The 15,904-nt window shown below is 58.6% G+C and carries 14 protein-coding genes; 6 read left to right on the forward strand and 8 right to left on the reverse strand.

Annotated features, from left to right (window positions below; all coding sequences use genetic code 11):
* Positions 1-33 precede the first annotated feature (33 nt).
* From AC2FJ6_RS15400 to AC2FJ6_RS15420, 5 genes are all read left to right on the forward strand, one after another.
* Positions 34-765, forward strand: coding sequence for a metallophosphoesterase (locus AC2FJ6_RS15400; RefSeq protein ID WP_496669468.1), 732 nt, complete (start codon positions 34-36; stop codon positions 763-765).
* A 267-nt stretch (positions 766-1,032) separates the two neighbouring features.
* A complete protein-coding gene (locus tag AC2FJ6_RS15405; protein ID WP_480876371.1) occupies positions 1,033-2,127 on the forward strand; it encodes a glycosyltransferase in 1,095 nt (364 codons plus the stop codon).
* Between the two features lie 90 nt (positions 2,128-2,217).
* Positions 2,218-2,487 carry a spike base protein, RCAP_Rcc01079 family gene (locus tag AC2FJ6_RS15410; protein WP_170771188.1) on the forward strand — a complete coding sequence of 90 codons (270 nt, stop codon included), beginning with the start codon at positions 2,218-2,220 and terminating at the stop codon, positions 2,485-2,487.
* Complete coding sequence (locus tag AC2FJ6_RS15415) at positions 2,484-3,371, forward strand: phage head spike fiber domain-containing protein (RefSeq protein ID WP_170771185.1); 888 nt, start codon at positions 2,484-2,486, stop codon at positions 3,369-3,371. The genes AC2FJ6_RS15410 and AC2FJ6_RS15415 overlap by 4 nt, the downstream gene beginning before the upstream one ends.
* Positions 3,372-3,522: 151 nt before the next feature.
* Positions 3,523-4,839, forward strand: coding sequence for a hypothetical protein (locus AC2FJ6_RS15420; RefSeq protein WP_170771182.1), 1,317 nt, complete (start codon positions 3,523-3,525; stop codon positions 4,837-4,839).
* On the opposite strand, the gene AC2FJ6_RS15425 is transcribed toward AC2FJ6_RS15420, so the two are convergent.
* From AC2FJ6_RS15425 to AC2FJ6_RS15450, 6 genes are read right to left on the reverse strand one after another with little or no spacing between them, the layout of a single operon-like run.
* Positions 4,790-5,680, reverse strand: a complete 891-nt coding sequence (locus AC2FJ6_RS15425; RefSeq protein WP_170771180.1) for a sulfotransferase — start codon at positions 5,678-5,680, stop codon at positions 4,790-4,792. The genes AC2FJ6_RS15420 and AC2FJ6_RS15425 overlap by 50 nt on opposite strands.
* A complete protein-coding gene (locus tag AC2FJ6_RS15430; protein ID WP_170771177.1) occupies positions 5,673-6,875 on the reverse strand; it encodes a glycosyltransferase in 1,203 nt (400 codons plus the stop codon). Before AC2FJ6_RS15430 ends, AC2FJ6_RS15425 begins: the two co-directional genes overlap by 8 nt.
* Positions 6,872-8,152, reverse strand: a complete 1,281-nt coding sequence (locus tag AC2FJ6_RS15435; protein WP_170771175.1) for a lipopolysaccharide biosynthesis protein — start codon at positions 8,150-8,152, stop codon at positions 6,872-6,874. The genes AC2FJ6_RS15430 and AC2FJ6_RS15435 overlap by 4 nt, the downstream gene beginning before the upstream one ends.
* Positions 8,153-8,208: 56 nt before the next feature.
* Positions 8,209-9,588 carry a polysaccharide biosynthesis/export family protein gene (locus AC2FJ6_RS15440; RefSeq protein ID WP_170771172.1) on the reverse strand — a complete coding sequence of 460 codons (1,380 nt, stop codon included), beginning with the start codon at positions 9,586-9,588 and terminating at the stop codon, positions 8,209-8,211.
* A gap of 25 nt (positions 9,589-9,613) precedes the next feature.
* Complete coding sequence (locus tag AC2FJ6_RS15445; protein WP_170771170.1) at positions 9,614-10,255, reverse strand: YjbF family lipoprotein; 642 nt, start codon at positions 10,253-10,255, stop codon at positions 9,614-9,616.
* Positions 10,252-12,282 (reverse strand): YjbH domain-containing protein, encoded by a 2,031-nt coding sequence (locus AC2FJ6_RS15450; RefSeq protein WP_170771167.1) that lies wholly within the window; start codon positions 12,280-12,282, stop codon positions 10,252-10,254. The genes AC2FJ6_RS15445 and AC2FJ6_RS15450 overlap by 4 nt, the downstream gene beginning before the upstream one ends.
* Before the next feature lie 350 nt (positions 12,283-12,632).
* Here AC2FJ6_RS15450 and AC2FJ6_RS15455 point away from each other — a divergent pair, with 350 nt between their 5' ends.
* Positions 12,633-12,884, forward strand: a complete 252-nt coding sequence (locus AC2FJ6_RS15455) for a hypothetical protein (protein WP_170771165.1) — start codon at positions 12,633-12,635, stop codon at positions 12,882-12,884.
* Between the two features lie 27 nt (positions 12,885-12,911).
* On the opposite strand, the gene AC2FJ6_RS15460 is transcribed toward AC2FJ6_RS15455, so the two are convergent.
* The gene (locus AC2FJ6_RS15460; protein WP_170771162.1) at positions 12,912-15,029 is read right to left on the reverse strand and encodes a GumC family protein; all 2,118 of its coding nucleotides are present in this window, start codon (positions 15,027-15,029) and stop codon (positions 12,912-12,914) included.
* Between the two features lie 90 nt (positions 15,030-15,119).
* Positions 15,120-15,806, reverse strand: a complete 687-nt coding sequence (locus tag AC2FJ6_RS15465; protein ID WP_170771160.1) for a sugar transferase — start codon at positions 15,804-15,806, stop codon at positions 15,120-15,122.
* Between the last annotated feature and the right edge of the window lie 98 nt (positions 15,807-15,904).

Consider the following 15,904-nt stretch of genomic DNA (forward strand, 5'->3'; position numbering starts at 1 on the left):
TGACGGGTAGCCTTGCATAGGAAATTAGTCTGGTTGATTTCGGGACTCCTTCATCGAATTCATGGGGGCAAAGCGTGCAGAGCTCCTGCGCCGACAAAGCCGATTTGCGTCATAGGGGATGTCCATGGCTGCTTCGGGCTTTTGGAAAAGCTCTTGTCCCAAGTACCGCATGACGCCCAGATCATTCTGGTTGGAGATTACATTGACCGAGGCGAACACAGCTCGGAGGTTTTGCGGATGATGCAAGCCTGCCCCGAATTTATGTGTTTGATGGGAAATCATGAGCAAATGCTACTGCGTTTCCTGGCCGATCCGAAGAAACACGGTCGTCAGTGGCTACGAAATGGGGGCTTGCAGACACTGGCGTCGTTTCGCATCCCAGCCGCTCGGCCAGAAATGACCTCCGACGAACTGACCAAGTGTCGGGATAGTTTGCGGCGCGCTATGGGTGATGAACTTGTTGGCTGGATCGCAGATTTGAAGACCAGTTTCCATAGTGGGAATATCTTTATCTCGCATGCTGGGGCAGACCCCACATGTCGGCTTGACCAGCAATCTGAGCACGACCTGCTTTGGGGCAACAAACATTTTCAGACCAAAGACAGGAAAGACGGTCAGTGGGTTGTCCATGGCCATACAATCGTGAGTCGCGCTGCGGTTCGGGGCGGCCGAATTGCTGTCGACACGGGCGCGTTCGCGACCGGCGTGCTCAGCGCAGTCTATCTGGACGGTTCTGAGCCAGAGTTTCTGACGGCGCTTGGTTAGTATTGGTTGTTTTTGCAACACTGAATAAAACAATCTAAGGCAGAATTAATCGAAATATTGTTTCGCAAAAAGAGAGCGAATTAAACCTGAGATAACTAGGTATTTCGAGCGATTCATGTGCACCCTTCGGATCCCATTTTACGGCGTTCTGCAAACTGGACGTCGGCTGCACCCTTCAGGAGATGACTTGGGCCTCATGGCATTGCGGGGTGGTGGCAACACGGGCTTACAAATCAGGCCCGCAGTGACAGCGGAGTGTTGGGCAGATTGAAAGTTGCCATCGTACATTATTGGCTAGTGGGAATGCGCGGCGGTGAAAAAGTCTTGGAGGCGCTGCTGGATCTATTTCCGGGCGCAGTGATTGTGACTCATGTCTATGACCGCGAAAAGGTCAGCGCCAAGGTCAGAAAACACGAGGTGCGAGAGACCTTTATCGGGCGCTTGCCCGGTGCGCGAAAGCACTATCAGAAATACCTGCCCCTTATGCCTCTGGCGCTTGAACAGATGGACATGCAGGAATTTGATCTGATTCTGTCCAGCGAATCCGGTCCGGCAAAGGGGATCGTGCCGCGCCCCGATGCGTTGCATGTCTGCTATTGTCATTCACCGATGCGCTATATTTGGGATCACTATCACAGCTATCGGCAACAGGCGGGGGGTGTTGCTCGGATGGCGATGCCCTTCCTAGCGCATAGGCTGCGCGTTTGGGATGTCACGACTGCTGCTCGCGTGGATCGTTTCGTGGCCAATTCGTCCTTCATTCGTGACCGAATCCAAACCTATTATCGGCGCGAAGCAGAGGTTATTTTTCCTCCGGTCGAGACGCAGGCGTTTCAGATATCGAACCATGTTGAAAACCGCTACCTGCTTGCAGGTGAGATGGTTTCTTACAAACGGGCCGATCTGGCGATTGATGCGTTCAACGCCTCTGGCCGTAAACTGGTGGTTGTTGGTGATGGTGAGATGCGCGGCGTGTTGGAAAAGAAATCCTGCCCCAATATCACTTTTCTTGGCCGGGTTGATAATGCCGAGCTAAAGCGTCAATTCGCCACCTGTCGCGCGCTGATTTTCCCCGGTGAGGAGGACTTTGGCATAGTTCCGGTCGAAGTGATGGCCAGCGGACGACCGGTGATCGCATATGGGCGCGGTGGGGCATTGGACACCGTCATCGAGGGTGTCAGCGGTGTTTTGTTTCATGAACAGACCGCCGAAGCCCTAAACCTGGCCATCGACCGGTTCGAGAAGAACCCGGATTTGGTGAAGGATCCAGCGACGATCAGGGCGTTGGCGGATACATTCGATGTTGAGGTCTTCAAGCAAAAGATATGGGCACTAATCGCTGACGCGCGGGCAAACGCCTGACGCGGACGCAACGCACGCAGGACTTGTAGGTCATTAAGCGGTTTTTCCTAACGTGCCGCTGATTGACACACAGACAGCGAGTCCTGACCCATGACCACCAATCCTTTCGTAAACCGAGTATCCAGCCTGTCCGGTCCTGCCCGAGATATTGCACCCGTGACGCCTTCGGATACTGCGGACCTGCCAGATGTGGCGATCGGGCTATACGTTGAATCGGGCGGGACGATTGTGTTGACGACTGTTCGCGGGGAAATCCGCACGGTGCAGGTTCTGGACTTTTCGATCCTGCCAGTGGGCGTCAGCCGTGTTCATGCCACGGGCACAACGGCCAGTGGAATCCATGCAATGGTGCTGGCATGAAGCTGACCCGCGACCTTTCTGTAACGTCGCACCCTGCGCGCCGGGTATCTGGCCCAGCCCTGTCACTTGATTTCGAGCGGCAGGAGTACCGGCGGTTCGGGCGCCCCATCGCGTTGAGCGAGGCGATGACCTTCGCGCGTGCCTCTTCGGCCCGGCAGGCCGGGGCCTCGGGCATGATCGAGACGGTGGGCGATGACGTATTGCGGCGAGATCATGTGGTCGGAACCGGAGCGTTCCGGGGGGCCTTGTTCGAAGGTCAGGCCACCAATCTGCTGCACTATTCAGATGACTTTACCCAATCCTACTGGAACGGATATGCGCGTAAGCCCAGTTTCGTCGGCGGGCAGCTTGCGCCGGACGGGACGGCTTCGGCCCAGACGTGGAATTGCGCGAATACCACGGGCGGCCCGGACCTGAACCGAGGTGGGGTACTTATCCCCTTTCCTGGGGCGTCGGGCATGGCGACGGTCAGTATCTGGTTGCGTGCCAGCGTACCTTTGACCATGCGGTTCGGGCAGTCGGACAAGACATCAAAAACGATTAACGTCACGACCCAATGGCAACGGTTCAGTCACACGGATCTGTTGCCCAACAATCAGAACCGGATCTTTATCCTGTATGAGGCCATCAACAGCGATATTGACCTCTTTATCTGGGGCGCGCAGGCAGAAACCGGCAACACACTGACAAGCAATATCGCCACAAACGGGGCCAAGGTCACGCGCGCAGCCGATCAAGCTGGGTTGACCGGTTTGACCGGAGCGTTTGAGGTCACTGTCACATACGAGGATGACAGTCAGGACGTGATGACCAATCAGACCGTCACCGACGGCTGGTGGCCCGTGCTGACGCAGCCCAGAGTCAAGTCCATCGTGCTGAGCTGATGGGGCCTGCATCCACCTGAAATGCCGTGGAGCTGTGTTTGGCTTACGGCATTTCGGCATTCAAAAAACAACTTAAGATTGTTTCTCGCCAAGCGAGCGGATAGGTTTGCATATGGTCTTTTGGGTTCGGCAATAAGGCGGTCCTCCTGCGATGTTCTTTCTGGCTTGGATGCTGATATGCGCCGCGCTGGGGCTGTTCTTTTGGGTGGCCCTGTCGTTGCGGTCAGCTCCGATTGTGCTGAGCCTGATGTTCTTCGCTCTGATCTATTGCATCCGTCCTGCAATGATCATGCTTGGGGCAAATCTGGTGAATCCTGCGCTGTTCAATGACTCGGCCGAGCTGGGTGCTTTCGCGTTGATCTACGCGTTCTTGTATCTGTCTGCGGCGCTGGTCACGGTTGTGATCTTGAGTGCTGCGCGTCCCGGATTCGGTGCCGGTCTGTTTCCCGCAATGTCGTCACGCGTCGATACCGTTTCGGCGCTTGTGGCTATTCTTCTGACCATCGTTGCAATGGGTATCGGCGCACAGCTATTTCTGAAATTCGGGTCGCTTCAAGCAATCCTTTTTGCAGCGAAGATCACAAAAGACCTGGCGGGCACTTTTGGGCTTAGGTCCCTTGTCGGGCTGGGAGCATTCTTTTCTTCGGTCGCCTTGTTGATCAGTTTGCGCGACAGGCGTATCGGCAAAACGGTCTTATTCAGCCTCTGTTTTGGTATCAATCTGTTTGTCTTTTCCCTGTGGGGCACTCGGCTGGAAGCGTTCGTACTGCTGTCCGGTACACTGCTGGTCTTGACCTCGCGCGCGGGGCAGATCGACCTGTGGGGTATCGTGAAATTCTCGGTCTGGGGGTTTTGCCTGCTGTTTGGTGCGACAGTGTTGTACATCTACCGCCTTGCGCAATTGTCCGGCAGTTGGGAGGTCGCCTTTTCCCGCGATTTGACCACGACGACCGCGGTGTCCATGCATATGACGCGGTTCGATTCCCTGATGCTGGTGGTGCAGGATTTTACTTCGGGGCTTCACACGCGGGTCGGAGAAGACTTCTACAACGGTCTGATCATGGTCATCCCGCGCGCTCTGTGGCCAGACAAGCCTTCGCAACTGTTGATCGGCCAGTGGTTCCGGCAATGGTATGAGCCGAACGCGGTCAACGGTTGGACGGTCGGGGGACCGGGCGAGTATCTGGTGAACTTCGGGTTGTCGGGTGTCATTCTAGGCGGGATCGTGTTTGGCGTGATGCTGACAGTGATCCATTCGGGCTATCGCAAGATGGGTGCGGATCAGCCCTTGTCGGTCATGCTGTCGGTTGTGTTGGTGCTGATCGTGGTGCCCGAAGGCTCGCCCATTCAACTACTGCCAAGGGTTGTACTGTGGTGTATACCGATTTGGCTGGTTGTTTGGGCGGCAAGAATGCGGCTCAGAGCTCCGGTTGCAAGCGTTCCAAAAGTGCCGTTTCCCGGTCGCTGATGGCTTGGGCCAGAGCTGCGCGCAGTTCAACCTCGCGGGCGCTTTGGCCGGGCTTGTGCGGGGTTGTGTTGAGCCTTCGGTACACTCGGCGCGCTGTCTCATACAGAGCGCCTTTGGGCAGTTTGCCCCGGATCGCCGTGTTCAAAGATTGCAGCAACCGGTTACGGACAAAATAGGTTTCGTTCGACCCGTCAAAGAACAGCGGCACATTCGTTTCAAGCCCCAACCGCCCAAACAACACAGCCACAGTATTTGCAGGGTCGGACAACATATTGCGCATCTCAAGATGGATGACGCGTTCCGGCCCCAGATCCCGCCGCCACAAGGCCAACCAATAGCCGAACGCGGCCCAGTTCAGAGCGTTGCGCAGGTGATCCTGAGGAAAATGGCTGGATGCACGCCCGTCCAAAACCATCTCGAAAAATAACTCGATCGAAATTGAGGCGTCGATATAGCTCTTGTTGTTCGAGAAGTAGTGATAGGTCGAGGTGATCTGATCCACCGGGTCACGTGTGATGAAGATGACCGGCGGCCGGTGCGCCATCGCGGCGATGGCTTTACGAGCGGTTTCATGATGCGCATAGGCAGGTGTTGAATCCAGCCACAACGCATTGTCGGGCGCATCGGGAAACAGCGCAGCATATCCCGCAAGACCCTGGGTCAAAACGCTGTGTTCGGGTCGAAAAAAGTGGCTGTCGCGATCGTAGAGGAACTCCAGCTCTTTGCGCACACCGCCCGAGATTTGCGGATGCTGAACTAACCAGTCATGCAGCGAACTGGTGGCGCATTTGGTGAAGCCACAGATGAACAGATCGGGCAGGCGGTGGGGGCGCTCAGTCATCGCGGGTCTCCTTCGGCAGACCGGTGGCGCGATACAGCAGGTCCTCGTAGGCGTCGATCATCCGCGTCGTGCGAAACGGGGCAAGATTGGGTTCAGGGTCTTGCATGCGTGTCGCGCGCACCCGGTCGGGATTTTGGGCAAGGTCGTTGAAAATCGCTGAGAGCGTCGGGGCGTCGATTTGTTCGGGGATCAGGCCGCGATGGGGTGGGATCAGTTCCGGTATGCCGCCATTTGGGCTGCCGACCACGAACAAGCCGCGCGCCATGGCCTCGATCACGGTGCGCCCAAAAGGTTCGGCCCAAAGCGCAGGCAGAAAAAGCACGTCGAGCCTGTCGAGAAATGCGATGGCCTCCTGTCGACCGGTCAGACAGATCCCGGCCGCAGCGGGGTCATCCGGCAGGGCGATGCCCTGATTGTCCCCGGCCAGAAGCAATCGGTGCCCGTTCTGCGCGAGGTCAGTGTTTTGCCATGCGGTGATCAGCTCGGCCACGCCTTTGCTGGGGTGAAGGCGGCCCAGATAACCAAAGGTCAGGGGCGTGCCCGCATCCGGCGCAGGTGCGCGCGGTGCTTGCAGAAATCTGTCCGGCACCGCATTGTAGATGACGGTTGGCGCATATCCCAGCATGGTTTCGTAAATCCGCGCCACGTGATTGGAAATCGCCACGACGTGTTTTTGTCGTCGCAGGATCAACCGGCGCAGGCCAGTGGCGTAGAAACACGGGCTGAGGGTGGAATTGCAGCCTGCGCCGCCATGCTCCATCGTGCCAAAGGCGCAAAACCAGCCGTAGTCGCGGATGACCGGGACACAGGCGGTGCGGGTCAGCAGACAAGCCAGCATGAAAGCCGACCCATGTCCGGCAGGGTTATTCATCAGCACCACATCTGGACAGTTGCGCCGCAGCCATTGCAGAGAGCGCAGGAACAGGACGGGGTCTATTTCGCTGCGCAAGATCCAGGCCATGCGGGTGGCAAAGTGGCGCGCGCCATGCAGGGGGCTTTTGCCGATCGGCAGGCCCTGAACGACTTCAATGGGGATGTTATCGACATGATCCGGATATGGGCGCGACCCGTCCGAGACCACAACCCGCACGTCATGCCTGCGTGCCTTTAAGCTGCGCGCGATGTCCAGTGCTGATCGCTCGGACCCGCCCAGCTCGTTGGGGGCATAGTTAAAACACTGAATGGCGATCTTCATGAGAGCTGCCCTTGACGCATGAGACCCAGAACCGAAGGGTCAATGCCCATCTCGCGCCGGGTGTATCTTACGGCCTCAAGGTTCCAGCCAGCGACGGACAGAGCCAGACACAGCGCGGCTCCTACCGGGCCGAAGGCCCAGATCATTGGGATCATCGCCGCCATTGCTATCAAGTTCATCCGCGCCAGCAGCCGAAAGGCCGCTCGGTCATGGCTCGTAAGCTCAAGCAGGACCGAGGTCGGTCCGGTCAGCGCATTCACCGCATAGGAACCTGCCACGATTAACAGAACATTGTAGCCGGTTTCGAACCCGGTTCCGAACAAAGACAACAGCCAGACACCAAACAGGATCAGCCCGAGGAAGATCAGCAAGGCCGACCCCCCAGCGATGGCGGCGACGGTAGCGCATGTGCGTTGCAACGCACGGGTTTTGCCGTCGTGATGCAGGCGCGAGATTGTGGGTGAGACGACCATATTGGCGGCCAGCAGTACAAGGTTCATCAACAACGCTATCCGCAGCGCGGCAAAGGTTGGTCCGGTGTCCGCCGGGCTCAGCATCAATCCCAGCAAAACCACGACAAGGTTCGGGGCGGCGATTTGCAGGACAGATACACCCCAAAGACCCCACATGCGTGGCTGCCATGTGGCCCGGTCATAGGCAGCTGGAGCCAGAAAAAGAGCCTTGGGCTGTGTCGCCGGATGCAGATGGACCTGAACCAGAACCGTCGCCACAAGCAGCGCGGTCAGCAACCAGGTGATCTGCGCAGCACTGTTCTGCCCCGGCCAGAACAGGATAACGGGGATCGCCGAAAAGATCACAATCCCGCGCCAGATCACATCCCGCGGCGCTAGGGCCAAGCTCATCCGGTCATAGGCACGCAGGACAAAGGCAAAATATTCCGCCCAGGCCATGGCCAGTGCGAGTACCCCCGTGGCCGCAATGAAAGGCCATCCAAGCTCGGGTCGCATCCAAATAAAGGCTGGGGCCGACAGGACCGCCAAAGCCACGGTACCTAGCGTGATGATCCAGAACCCATCGCGAATCCGACCCGTTGCAAGCCTGTTCTGACCTTGCGCTGCGTAGATCGAGACATAGCGCAGGCTCAGCATCCGTTGTCCGAAACTGCCCGCCACCGCCAGCAATACCGCCAGCGAAAATCCAAAACCGAAGGTGCCATAAGTCGAGGCATTCAACGCCTGTGCCAAGACTAGAAACAAGGCAAATTGCAGGCCTGCGGCCCCAACCTTGATGACAAGGGCGGCAAGCCCGCCTTTCATTAGACGCTGTCTTATGGAGTTGGACTTGTTTGGCATCGGCAGATTAATGTGAGCCCCTAGCTTCCCACCGCCACAATCGGCGCGGTGATCAGAGACGGAGTGATCTGGTCGATCGTGCGGCCCCAACGCGTAACCGGGTTTTCGGCGATGAAGATGATATCGTTGCGGCGTAGTTCAAATCGAGCGGCCAGCGTTAAATGCGCGGCGTTGCGGATGTCCAGATGCCAGGCCGTCACCGCGCCGAATTCGCGGATATCTTCGGACGCGCGCAGCACATAAACCTCAGACGCGTCCCCGGTTTTCTTGGCGATCCCGCCGCCCGTGTCAAACAGCGCGTCCGCCAGCGTGGCCGTGCGCCCGAAGGGCAGGGCATAGCGGCCCTGATTGCGGACCTCACCGCTGAGATAGACATAGTCCCGGTCCACCGCGTCCAGCTCGATGGTTTGCAGGAACGTGTCGCGCCGTTCGTTCAAATCGTCCCGGCGCAGGGTGACGGCGGTCGACAGTTCCTGCAGCGCGGTTTGGCGCCCTTCCAGCACCGTTTCGCGCAGCTGGATTTGCTGCGCAAAATACCGCTCGGCCCGGTCCAGATCGTAATCTGTATCCACAAAGACCGAGTCATCAGCGATCAGGGTCAGGTTCTGCAAATCCGGGCGCGCATAGAGGTCCTCAAGCGGGATCTGGTACATCTGCCCGTTGCGGTAGACGCGGACCGAGCTGTTGTCGATATCGCTGACCTTGACCGACCCGGCGGCAGAGAGCGCCTCGCCCAGCGTTAGTTGCGTCAGGGTGATGGGCTGCACGCCGGGCTGTCCGACCGCCCCCCCGACCGAGACGCGGCGGGCGTTGAACTCGGCAATTTCCAGGCTGAACGTGGGGTCGATCTGGTTTTCGACAAGGCGCTGGAACAGCACGGCTTCGGCCTCGTCCACGGTCAGACCTTCTAGGCGCACGCGGCCGACATCGGGGATGTTGATCGCTCCGTCATCCTGCACCGTATAGCCGTTGCGGCTGTTTTGGGCGGCCAGCAGGCCAGATAGTTCTTCGGCTGTCCCCTGGGTCGAGGGGGTCGACAGCACCAGCACATCCCCGGTGCCGATCGTATAGGGCCCCGGCGTGACATCGGGCGGCGGGTCCAGCCGCAACCCGCTGCGCGACCCATCCTGAGTTGAGGGGGCATCGGGCAGCGGACCCAGTCCCCGCTGGCTGGTGCCCGCGCCGGACCCCGCCGAAGTTCGAAACACCGATGGCAGGGTTTTGGGCGCATAAGGTGCGCGATTGGCGACCATCACGGTTTCCGGTGTCACCGGCACCACCCGCACCTTGCCGCTGTCTGACACACCCGCCGTAACCGATGGGCTGCGGTAGATCGTCGAACAGCCTGAGATCAGGCCGCCCACGGCCAGCGCAAGGACGAAAAGTGGAATTCGGCGCATGGATAGCCTCCTGTCCTGTATGATTCTAGCTCGCATCCGGCACCGCCTTCATGAACAGGTTGCCGAGGAAATCGCCGGTCCATTGAGAGGACTGGACGATGGTTTGGCTGCCATTTCGCAGCCAATATGTATTGGTGAAACTCTGCGCGGTGCCAAAGCACTGTTCTTGCCACTTGAGCGTGGCCAACGGATTTCCCTGCTGCACGATGGTATCCGGCCCCAGCGCTATGATCCGGCAGTCATAGGCGTGCAGCTCGGTCTCATCATTGCCATTGAGAAAGCTGTGAAACCGCTCGGCGCGCCCCTCCTGCCCACTCAGGATCAACCCGGCGCTTTGCCGAATGTCCGACCCAGCCATGCCAGAGCCGAACCCTTTGGTCGAGGTCAGCAAACCCTGTTCCAGCGTGATGGTCGCCCCATCCGCCGTCAGCCAGGTTTGCATATCGTTTCGCGTTGTCTCCAACAGCATCACGCCGCTCAGGTCGCGCGACGGAAAGGCGACCTCCAATCGGGATGGGATCGGGCGTTGTGCGGCCAATGCATCGGCGCGGGGGTGAAAGCGGGGCGCATCGGGACGCAGCGCGCCGCGCAACAGGTCGAACTCATCCCGCGCCTCGCCACAGGCGGCCAGCGAGAGGGCAAGACAGAGGAGCGCGAAAACTCTCATCGCCAGAACCTCCCCCAGCCGCGGGACAATTCCTGCGCCCGCGCCTCGCGGGTGACGCCATACAGCCGGTTGCGCACGTTCAGCCGCGCGCCACCGTCGCGCAGGACGGGGCGGATGGTTTGTCTGATCTTGTTGCGCGACGGGCGACCCGTCAGCCATGAGATCGGGATCTCAAGCCGAACGCCCTTGTCGAATGAGCCTTCGCCGAACTCCTCGAACCCTACGGTGGTCAGGGTAAAGAACGCGCCAACCGTGAACCCGTTGGTAAATTCCCGATCCAACGAGAACGTCGCGCCATAGTCCCCCGCCAGATACCGGCCCGCGTCGATCTGGGCATGATAGTCCCCCGGCAAGTCGAAATAGGCCGAGACATGACCTGTGGCGACGGAATAATCCTGAAAGCCGAACAGCACGTCAAAATCGCGCTGCGCCACGTAATTCGCTTCGACCCCCAGAGCGAGGCGGCTGTTGGTCGGGTACCACAGAAGCTCGGCCGACGCCCCGCCAAACATGGTCTCCAGATAACCCAGCGTTGTGCGGGCGTAGAAATCGGTGCGCGGTCGCCACAGGTATTCGGCGGTCATATGCTCAACCCGCAGGTTGGATTCACGGGCATAGATCGCCCAGTCCGACCGAACACGTTGCAGGGTGGAATCCGAGACGCGCGTGCTGTCATCAAGCGTGCTCAGAACAGGTTGGCGCAGCCCGGTGGACAGGGTCAGGCCCGGCCTCAGCGTATAGTCCAACCCCAAAGCGGCACCGATTTCATATCGCAATGGGTCGTCGGGATCGAAGAAGGAAAAGTTCAGGTAAGGCCCGAACCGATAGTAAAAATGCGGATAGGCGTCGCGCAGTACGCCGCCTTGCAGGATGGGGATAGTGTCCGAAATCTCGGCCCGCGCGAGGCTGCGCCATGCGTTGTCCGGGTCATGCTCCAATTCGTACAGATCGTTGCGGTCCACCTGCACTGCACCCAGTGGCACGCCGTTGGACATCAGCGCAATGTTGAAGGTCTGCGTCTGCGGCGGCTCGGTATTGGCCAGAACCCGAGCGGTGCGGCCCAAGGCCTGCGCCGCCTGTCCATAGGTTCCGTTCTCGACCCCGACCGTGACGACATCGCGGTCCTGCGACAGGTAGACCAGCCGCAGCCCCTCGCGGTCCAGCGCGGCGCGGATGTCCTCTTGGCTGTCACCGGGTGCGCGCAATGGCGGGGGCGAGGCCCCTTGTCCCCCCGGCGCGGGCGTCTGCCTCGGGTCGATGAAATAGCTATAGGTCAGCCCCAGCGTGGTTCCGTACAGCACCGAAGTGGTCAGTTGCGATCCGTTCCGAAACCGATACCGTGCGCCGATGTTGAACGGGGTGCGGATGTCGAACCCGATCCGGTCGCACTCCTCATCATAAAGATCGGGGGAGTATTCTGCCAAAAAGGTTAGCCGGTCGCTATATTGCCAACTGCCCCCGGCGAACAGGGCGGCGTCGCCCTGAAACCAGTTGCCGAAGTCCAGACGTCCGGTCTCCGAAATATCACCTGCGCGCGGATCGCTGCGCTCGTCAAAGCGGCTGCTGATCAGACCCAGCGGGTTGGCAAAGCTGCCACGTCCGGCCAGACGCCCCCAGCCGATGCCTCCGGTCAGCTTGAACCGGTCGCGGATCGTTTTGGTCGCAACGATATATTCCGTGGCATAAAGCCCGGTCCCGCCGAAATCCCGCAATCCCAGCACGATGGCGGGCGCTTGGCGGCTTTCTTCGCGCAGGCGGAAATGGATGTCGAAGCTGCGGTCATAGCGATCACCGCGCTCTCCATCAAAGCCTTTCAGGACAGCGTAGCGGAAGCTGCCATGAACCCAGGGTAGCATCTGAAATGTCATGGTTGCACGCGCAGTGTCCCGAAAAGCGGATGCGGAAAAGACCAGCGCACCATCATCGAACATCTCGGCTGTGGGCAACTCGATCAGGCCCGGCGTTCCGTATGTGGACACGGTCTGCGCCTGTACCATGACTGCCAGAGTTGCGCCGATCACAGCCATCGCGATTGTCCAGCCTCGTATTCCCGTTTGGTTCGTCACGTCACCTTGTCACTTCAAACTTTCCGAGCGATCCCGACACAGGAATGTGGATTGTAGCCAGCACCAAGTAATACTCACCCTATAGGAGAAATACAGTTTTGAATTCCCGGTAGCTGAATTTCCTTTGGGATGAAAGCTCGGTAATTAGGTCGAAAATTCTGGGGCGTATTTCATTTGCCACTGAAAGTCATTCAATTTATTGAAATACAAGTTGATTTTTTTAATACATTGTTCACCATTGACGCTATACAGACAGTGTAATTTCTCAGGTGTGGTATCGGCGGCACAGGTTTCGCTTCAGGAGCTTTCGGATGTTCAGAACTTCAGCATTGGTTCTTTTTCTATCAACCACAGGTGTAGTTGCTCAACAGGCAGAAAACACCGACGCCACGGAAGACGTCGAGGATACAGTCACAGCCGCCGAAGCCGCTGAAGAGGCGGGTGTAACGGGCTTTGTCCCTCTGGTCGCCCCTGCGCTGGGTGCTGCTGCTGCCGCTGTGGGTTTGGCGGCTGCCGGGGGTGGGTCGTCGACCACAACGACCAGCACGGTCAGCACCAACTGATCCTTGACCCCGCCAAAAATGGCGCGCCTAGTTGCTATAGTAGGATGCGCCGTAGCGGCCATAGGCATAGCCATATTGCTTGGCGCTGCGCATATTGATCTGCCCCAAAACGATCCCCGTCAGGCGTTGATTGTCCATGTGGAACAGCCGAATGGCCTCGGTCACATCCTGTTCGGCTGTGGCATTCCACTTGATGGTCAGCAAAACGGCATCGGCGTTGCGCGCGATCAGACGGGCATCTGACACCAGCAGCGTGGGCGGCGTGTCGATCAGGATGACATCATAGAGCTTGCGCATATCTTCCAGAAACTGTCGGAAGCGATCCGAGGCGAACAGATCCGCCGCATTGGTCGCTGTTTTCTGACCTGCCAGGATATCGCACCCGATCAGCGGGTCTTGAAAGATTGCATCCGTGGCCGCAACATCTCCGGCCAGGACCGAAACGATCCCGGTATTCGGCACATCGCGCAATTGGTCGGTCATGGTCAGGCGGCGGATATCTCCCTCGACCAACAGGACTTTTTTACCAATCCCGACAAAGTTCTGCGCCAATGCCATGGTGTTGGTGGTTTTGCCTTCGCCAGGCAGCGATGACGTCATGACAATAACCTGCGGCGGGCGATCCACGTTGGACAACATCAGAGAGGTTCGCAGATTGCGCACCGCCTCAGCCGTTGCCGAGGCAGGCTTGGCGGCGAGATAGCCCAGTACCTTGCGCCGGTCACGGGCTGGAAAGGTCGGGATTTGACCCAGAACGCTGTAGCCGGTCTTGCGCTCAACCTCGTGCGCTGAACGATACCCTTTTCTCCGCGCCTCCAGCACAAAGACAATGGCGGTACCCAGGATCAGACCAAGGATTGCGGCCAAAACCAGCATCAGCGGTTTTCTCGGGCGCGACGGGTCCGTCGGAATAACGGCGCGCGAGATTTGGCGACTGTCAGCCTTCTGTATCCCCTCCTGCGCCGAGGTCTCCTTAAGACGGGTCAGGAAATACTCGTACAGCAGACGAACAGCCTCGGCCTCTCGGGTGAGTTGCTGTAATGCGATGAGGTCCGCATTCTGCTGAGTGATCTGTTCGGACAGGTCTTGCGCAGATTGGGTCAAAGCCTGCGCCTGTTGCGCGGCGCGCCGGGCCTCAAGCGCGGTGCGGGCCACAAGACGTTCGAAGGCTGTGTCGAACTCAGTCGTTTGGCCACCCGCCAATTGCGCAAACAACCGGTCCAGTTGCGGATCACCCGCCTCCTGCGCCTGTTCCGCGCGGGTGGTCGCGGCGGTCAGGCGATCAAACCTTGCCTGCGCCGCGATTTGCGCAGCCGCAGCGGTTTCGGCCCGGTCACGCAAATCCTTGAGCTGGACTTCCTGAAGCTGCAACGCCTCGGCAGATACCAAAGCAGTTGACGTGTCAAAGGCACTCAACTTGGCCTCTGACGCTTCCAATTCCTGCTGCAACTCAGCCACTCGGTCGGTCAGCCAGGCGGTGGCCTGCTCGGTCGCTGCGAATTTTACTTCGATCTGGTCGCGCACATAAAGGTCAACGATCGTATCCGCGATCAGGGCTGATTTGCGGGCCGATTCAGTCTCGACCGTCACGCGGAACACAAGGCTTTGAGGCAGGTTTCGGATCGAAGTTTTCTGCAACAGCGCGGTGATCACGCTATCGCGGTTGATTTGGGCGCTGATTTCATAAGGCAAAGGCGCGGGCTGCGGTGACAGGCCTAAACCTGCCTTGATCTTGTCCCTCAGCGTTTCAGGCAGCAGGGCAGCGTTGAATTCCGGATCGGAGGTCAGGTCCAGCCTGTCGACGACCTTGCCAATCAGTCCACGGGATCTGAGAACCTCAAGCTCGGAATTCACCTCGGTCGACTCGCCGGACAAACCGCCGACAACAGACTGGAGGTCGACAATGCTCTGCTGTTGCGTCTCAAGCATCACAACGGCGCTGGACCGGTACATCGGCACCGCCGCGAAGATCAGGTAGGCGAGCGTTGCCATCACAGTCAGCGCTGTGGCGGCGGCGATCACCCATTTCCCGCACCAAAGGGTTGCGAAAAGGGCGCTCAGGTCAACGACCTCGCCATCAAATGGGTCAGCGCCCGTGGGCCGCGGAGCGGTCAGGGGCGGGTTTGGAACAGTGAATTGCTTCATCAGAGTTTGGTCGTCTGCTCGAAATGCATTCTATGCGCGTTTTAGGAACCATATAGACACGTAAGGGTAGAATAAACCCTGACAGTGCGTTTATCGTCCCGTTCGCATGACCACGGCTGAGACTGTTCGGAAAAGGATGCTGATATCTTTTCGAAAACTGCGCTGAGCCAGATAGGCCACGTCCATCGCGATCCGTGCGTCATAGCTGACATCATTGCGCCCCGAAACTTGCCACAGCCCTGTAATGCCCGGTTTCTGCGCCACATAGGCCGAAGCGGCGGCGCCGTATTTCACCAACTCGACGGTGACGACTGGGCGTGGGCCGACAAAGCTCATCTCGCCTTTCAGGACGTTCCAGATTTGCGGCAACTCATCCAGACTGGTCCGGCGTAGAAGATGACCCAGCCGGTTGATGCGTGGATCATGGGTGAGTTTGCGGTCTCTTTCCCATTCAATCGCAGCCTGCGGGTTGGCCTGAAGATAAGCACGTAGTTGTGCCTCGGCATCGACGCACATGGTTCGGATCTTCCAGCATTTGAACAACGTTCCGTTCTTGCCAACGCGTTTTTGCCCAAAGAAACCTGGACCGCCCTCGCAGCGCATCAAGGCCCAAAGGACCAGAACGACCGGCGTTACAACTGGCAGCAGTAGCAGCGCAAGGCAGATATCAAAAGCGCGTTTGCCCAACCCGGAATAGATCCCCGATGGTGTATCAGGCGGGACGGATGAGGGGGCCGCGGCATCCTCGGCAACTGTTGCTGCGCCAAAATCCAGCATTCAAAAAAATCCCGGTTCCCAAATGTTGAGATACAACTTTTAGGTGTAGAAAGCGAAAATTAGTTAATGAAAGGTTGATAAGAGCTGAGTGCAGCAAA

Source organism: Ruegeria sp. CDSA089 (assembly GCF_059612205.1).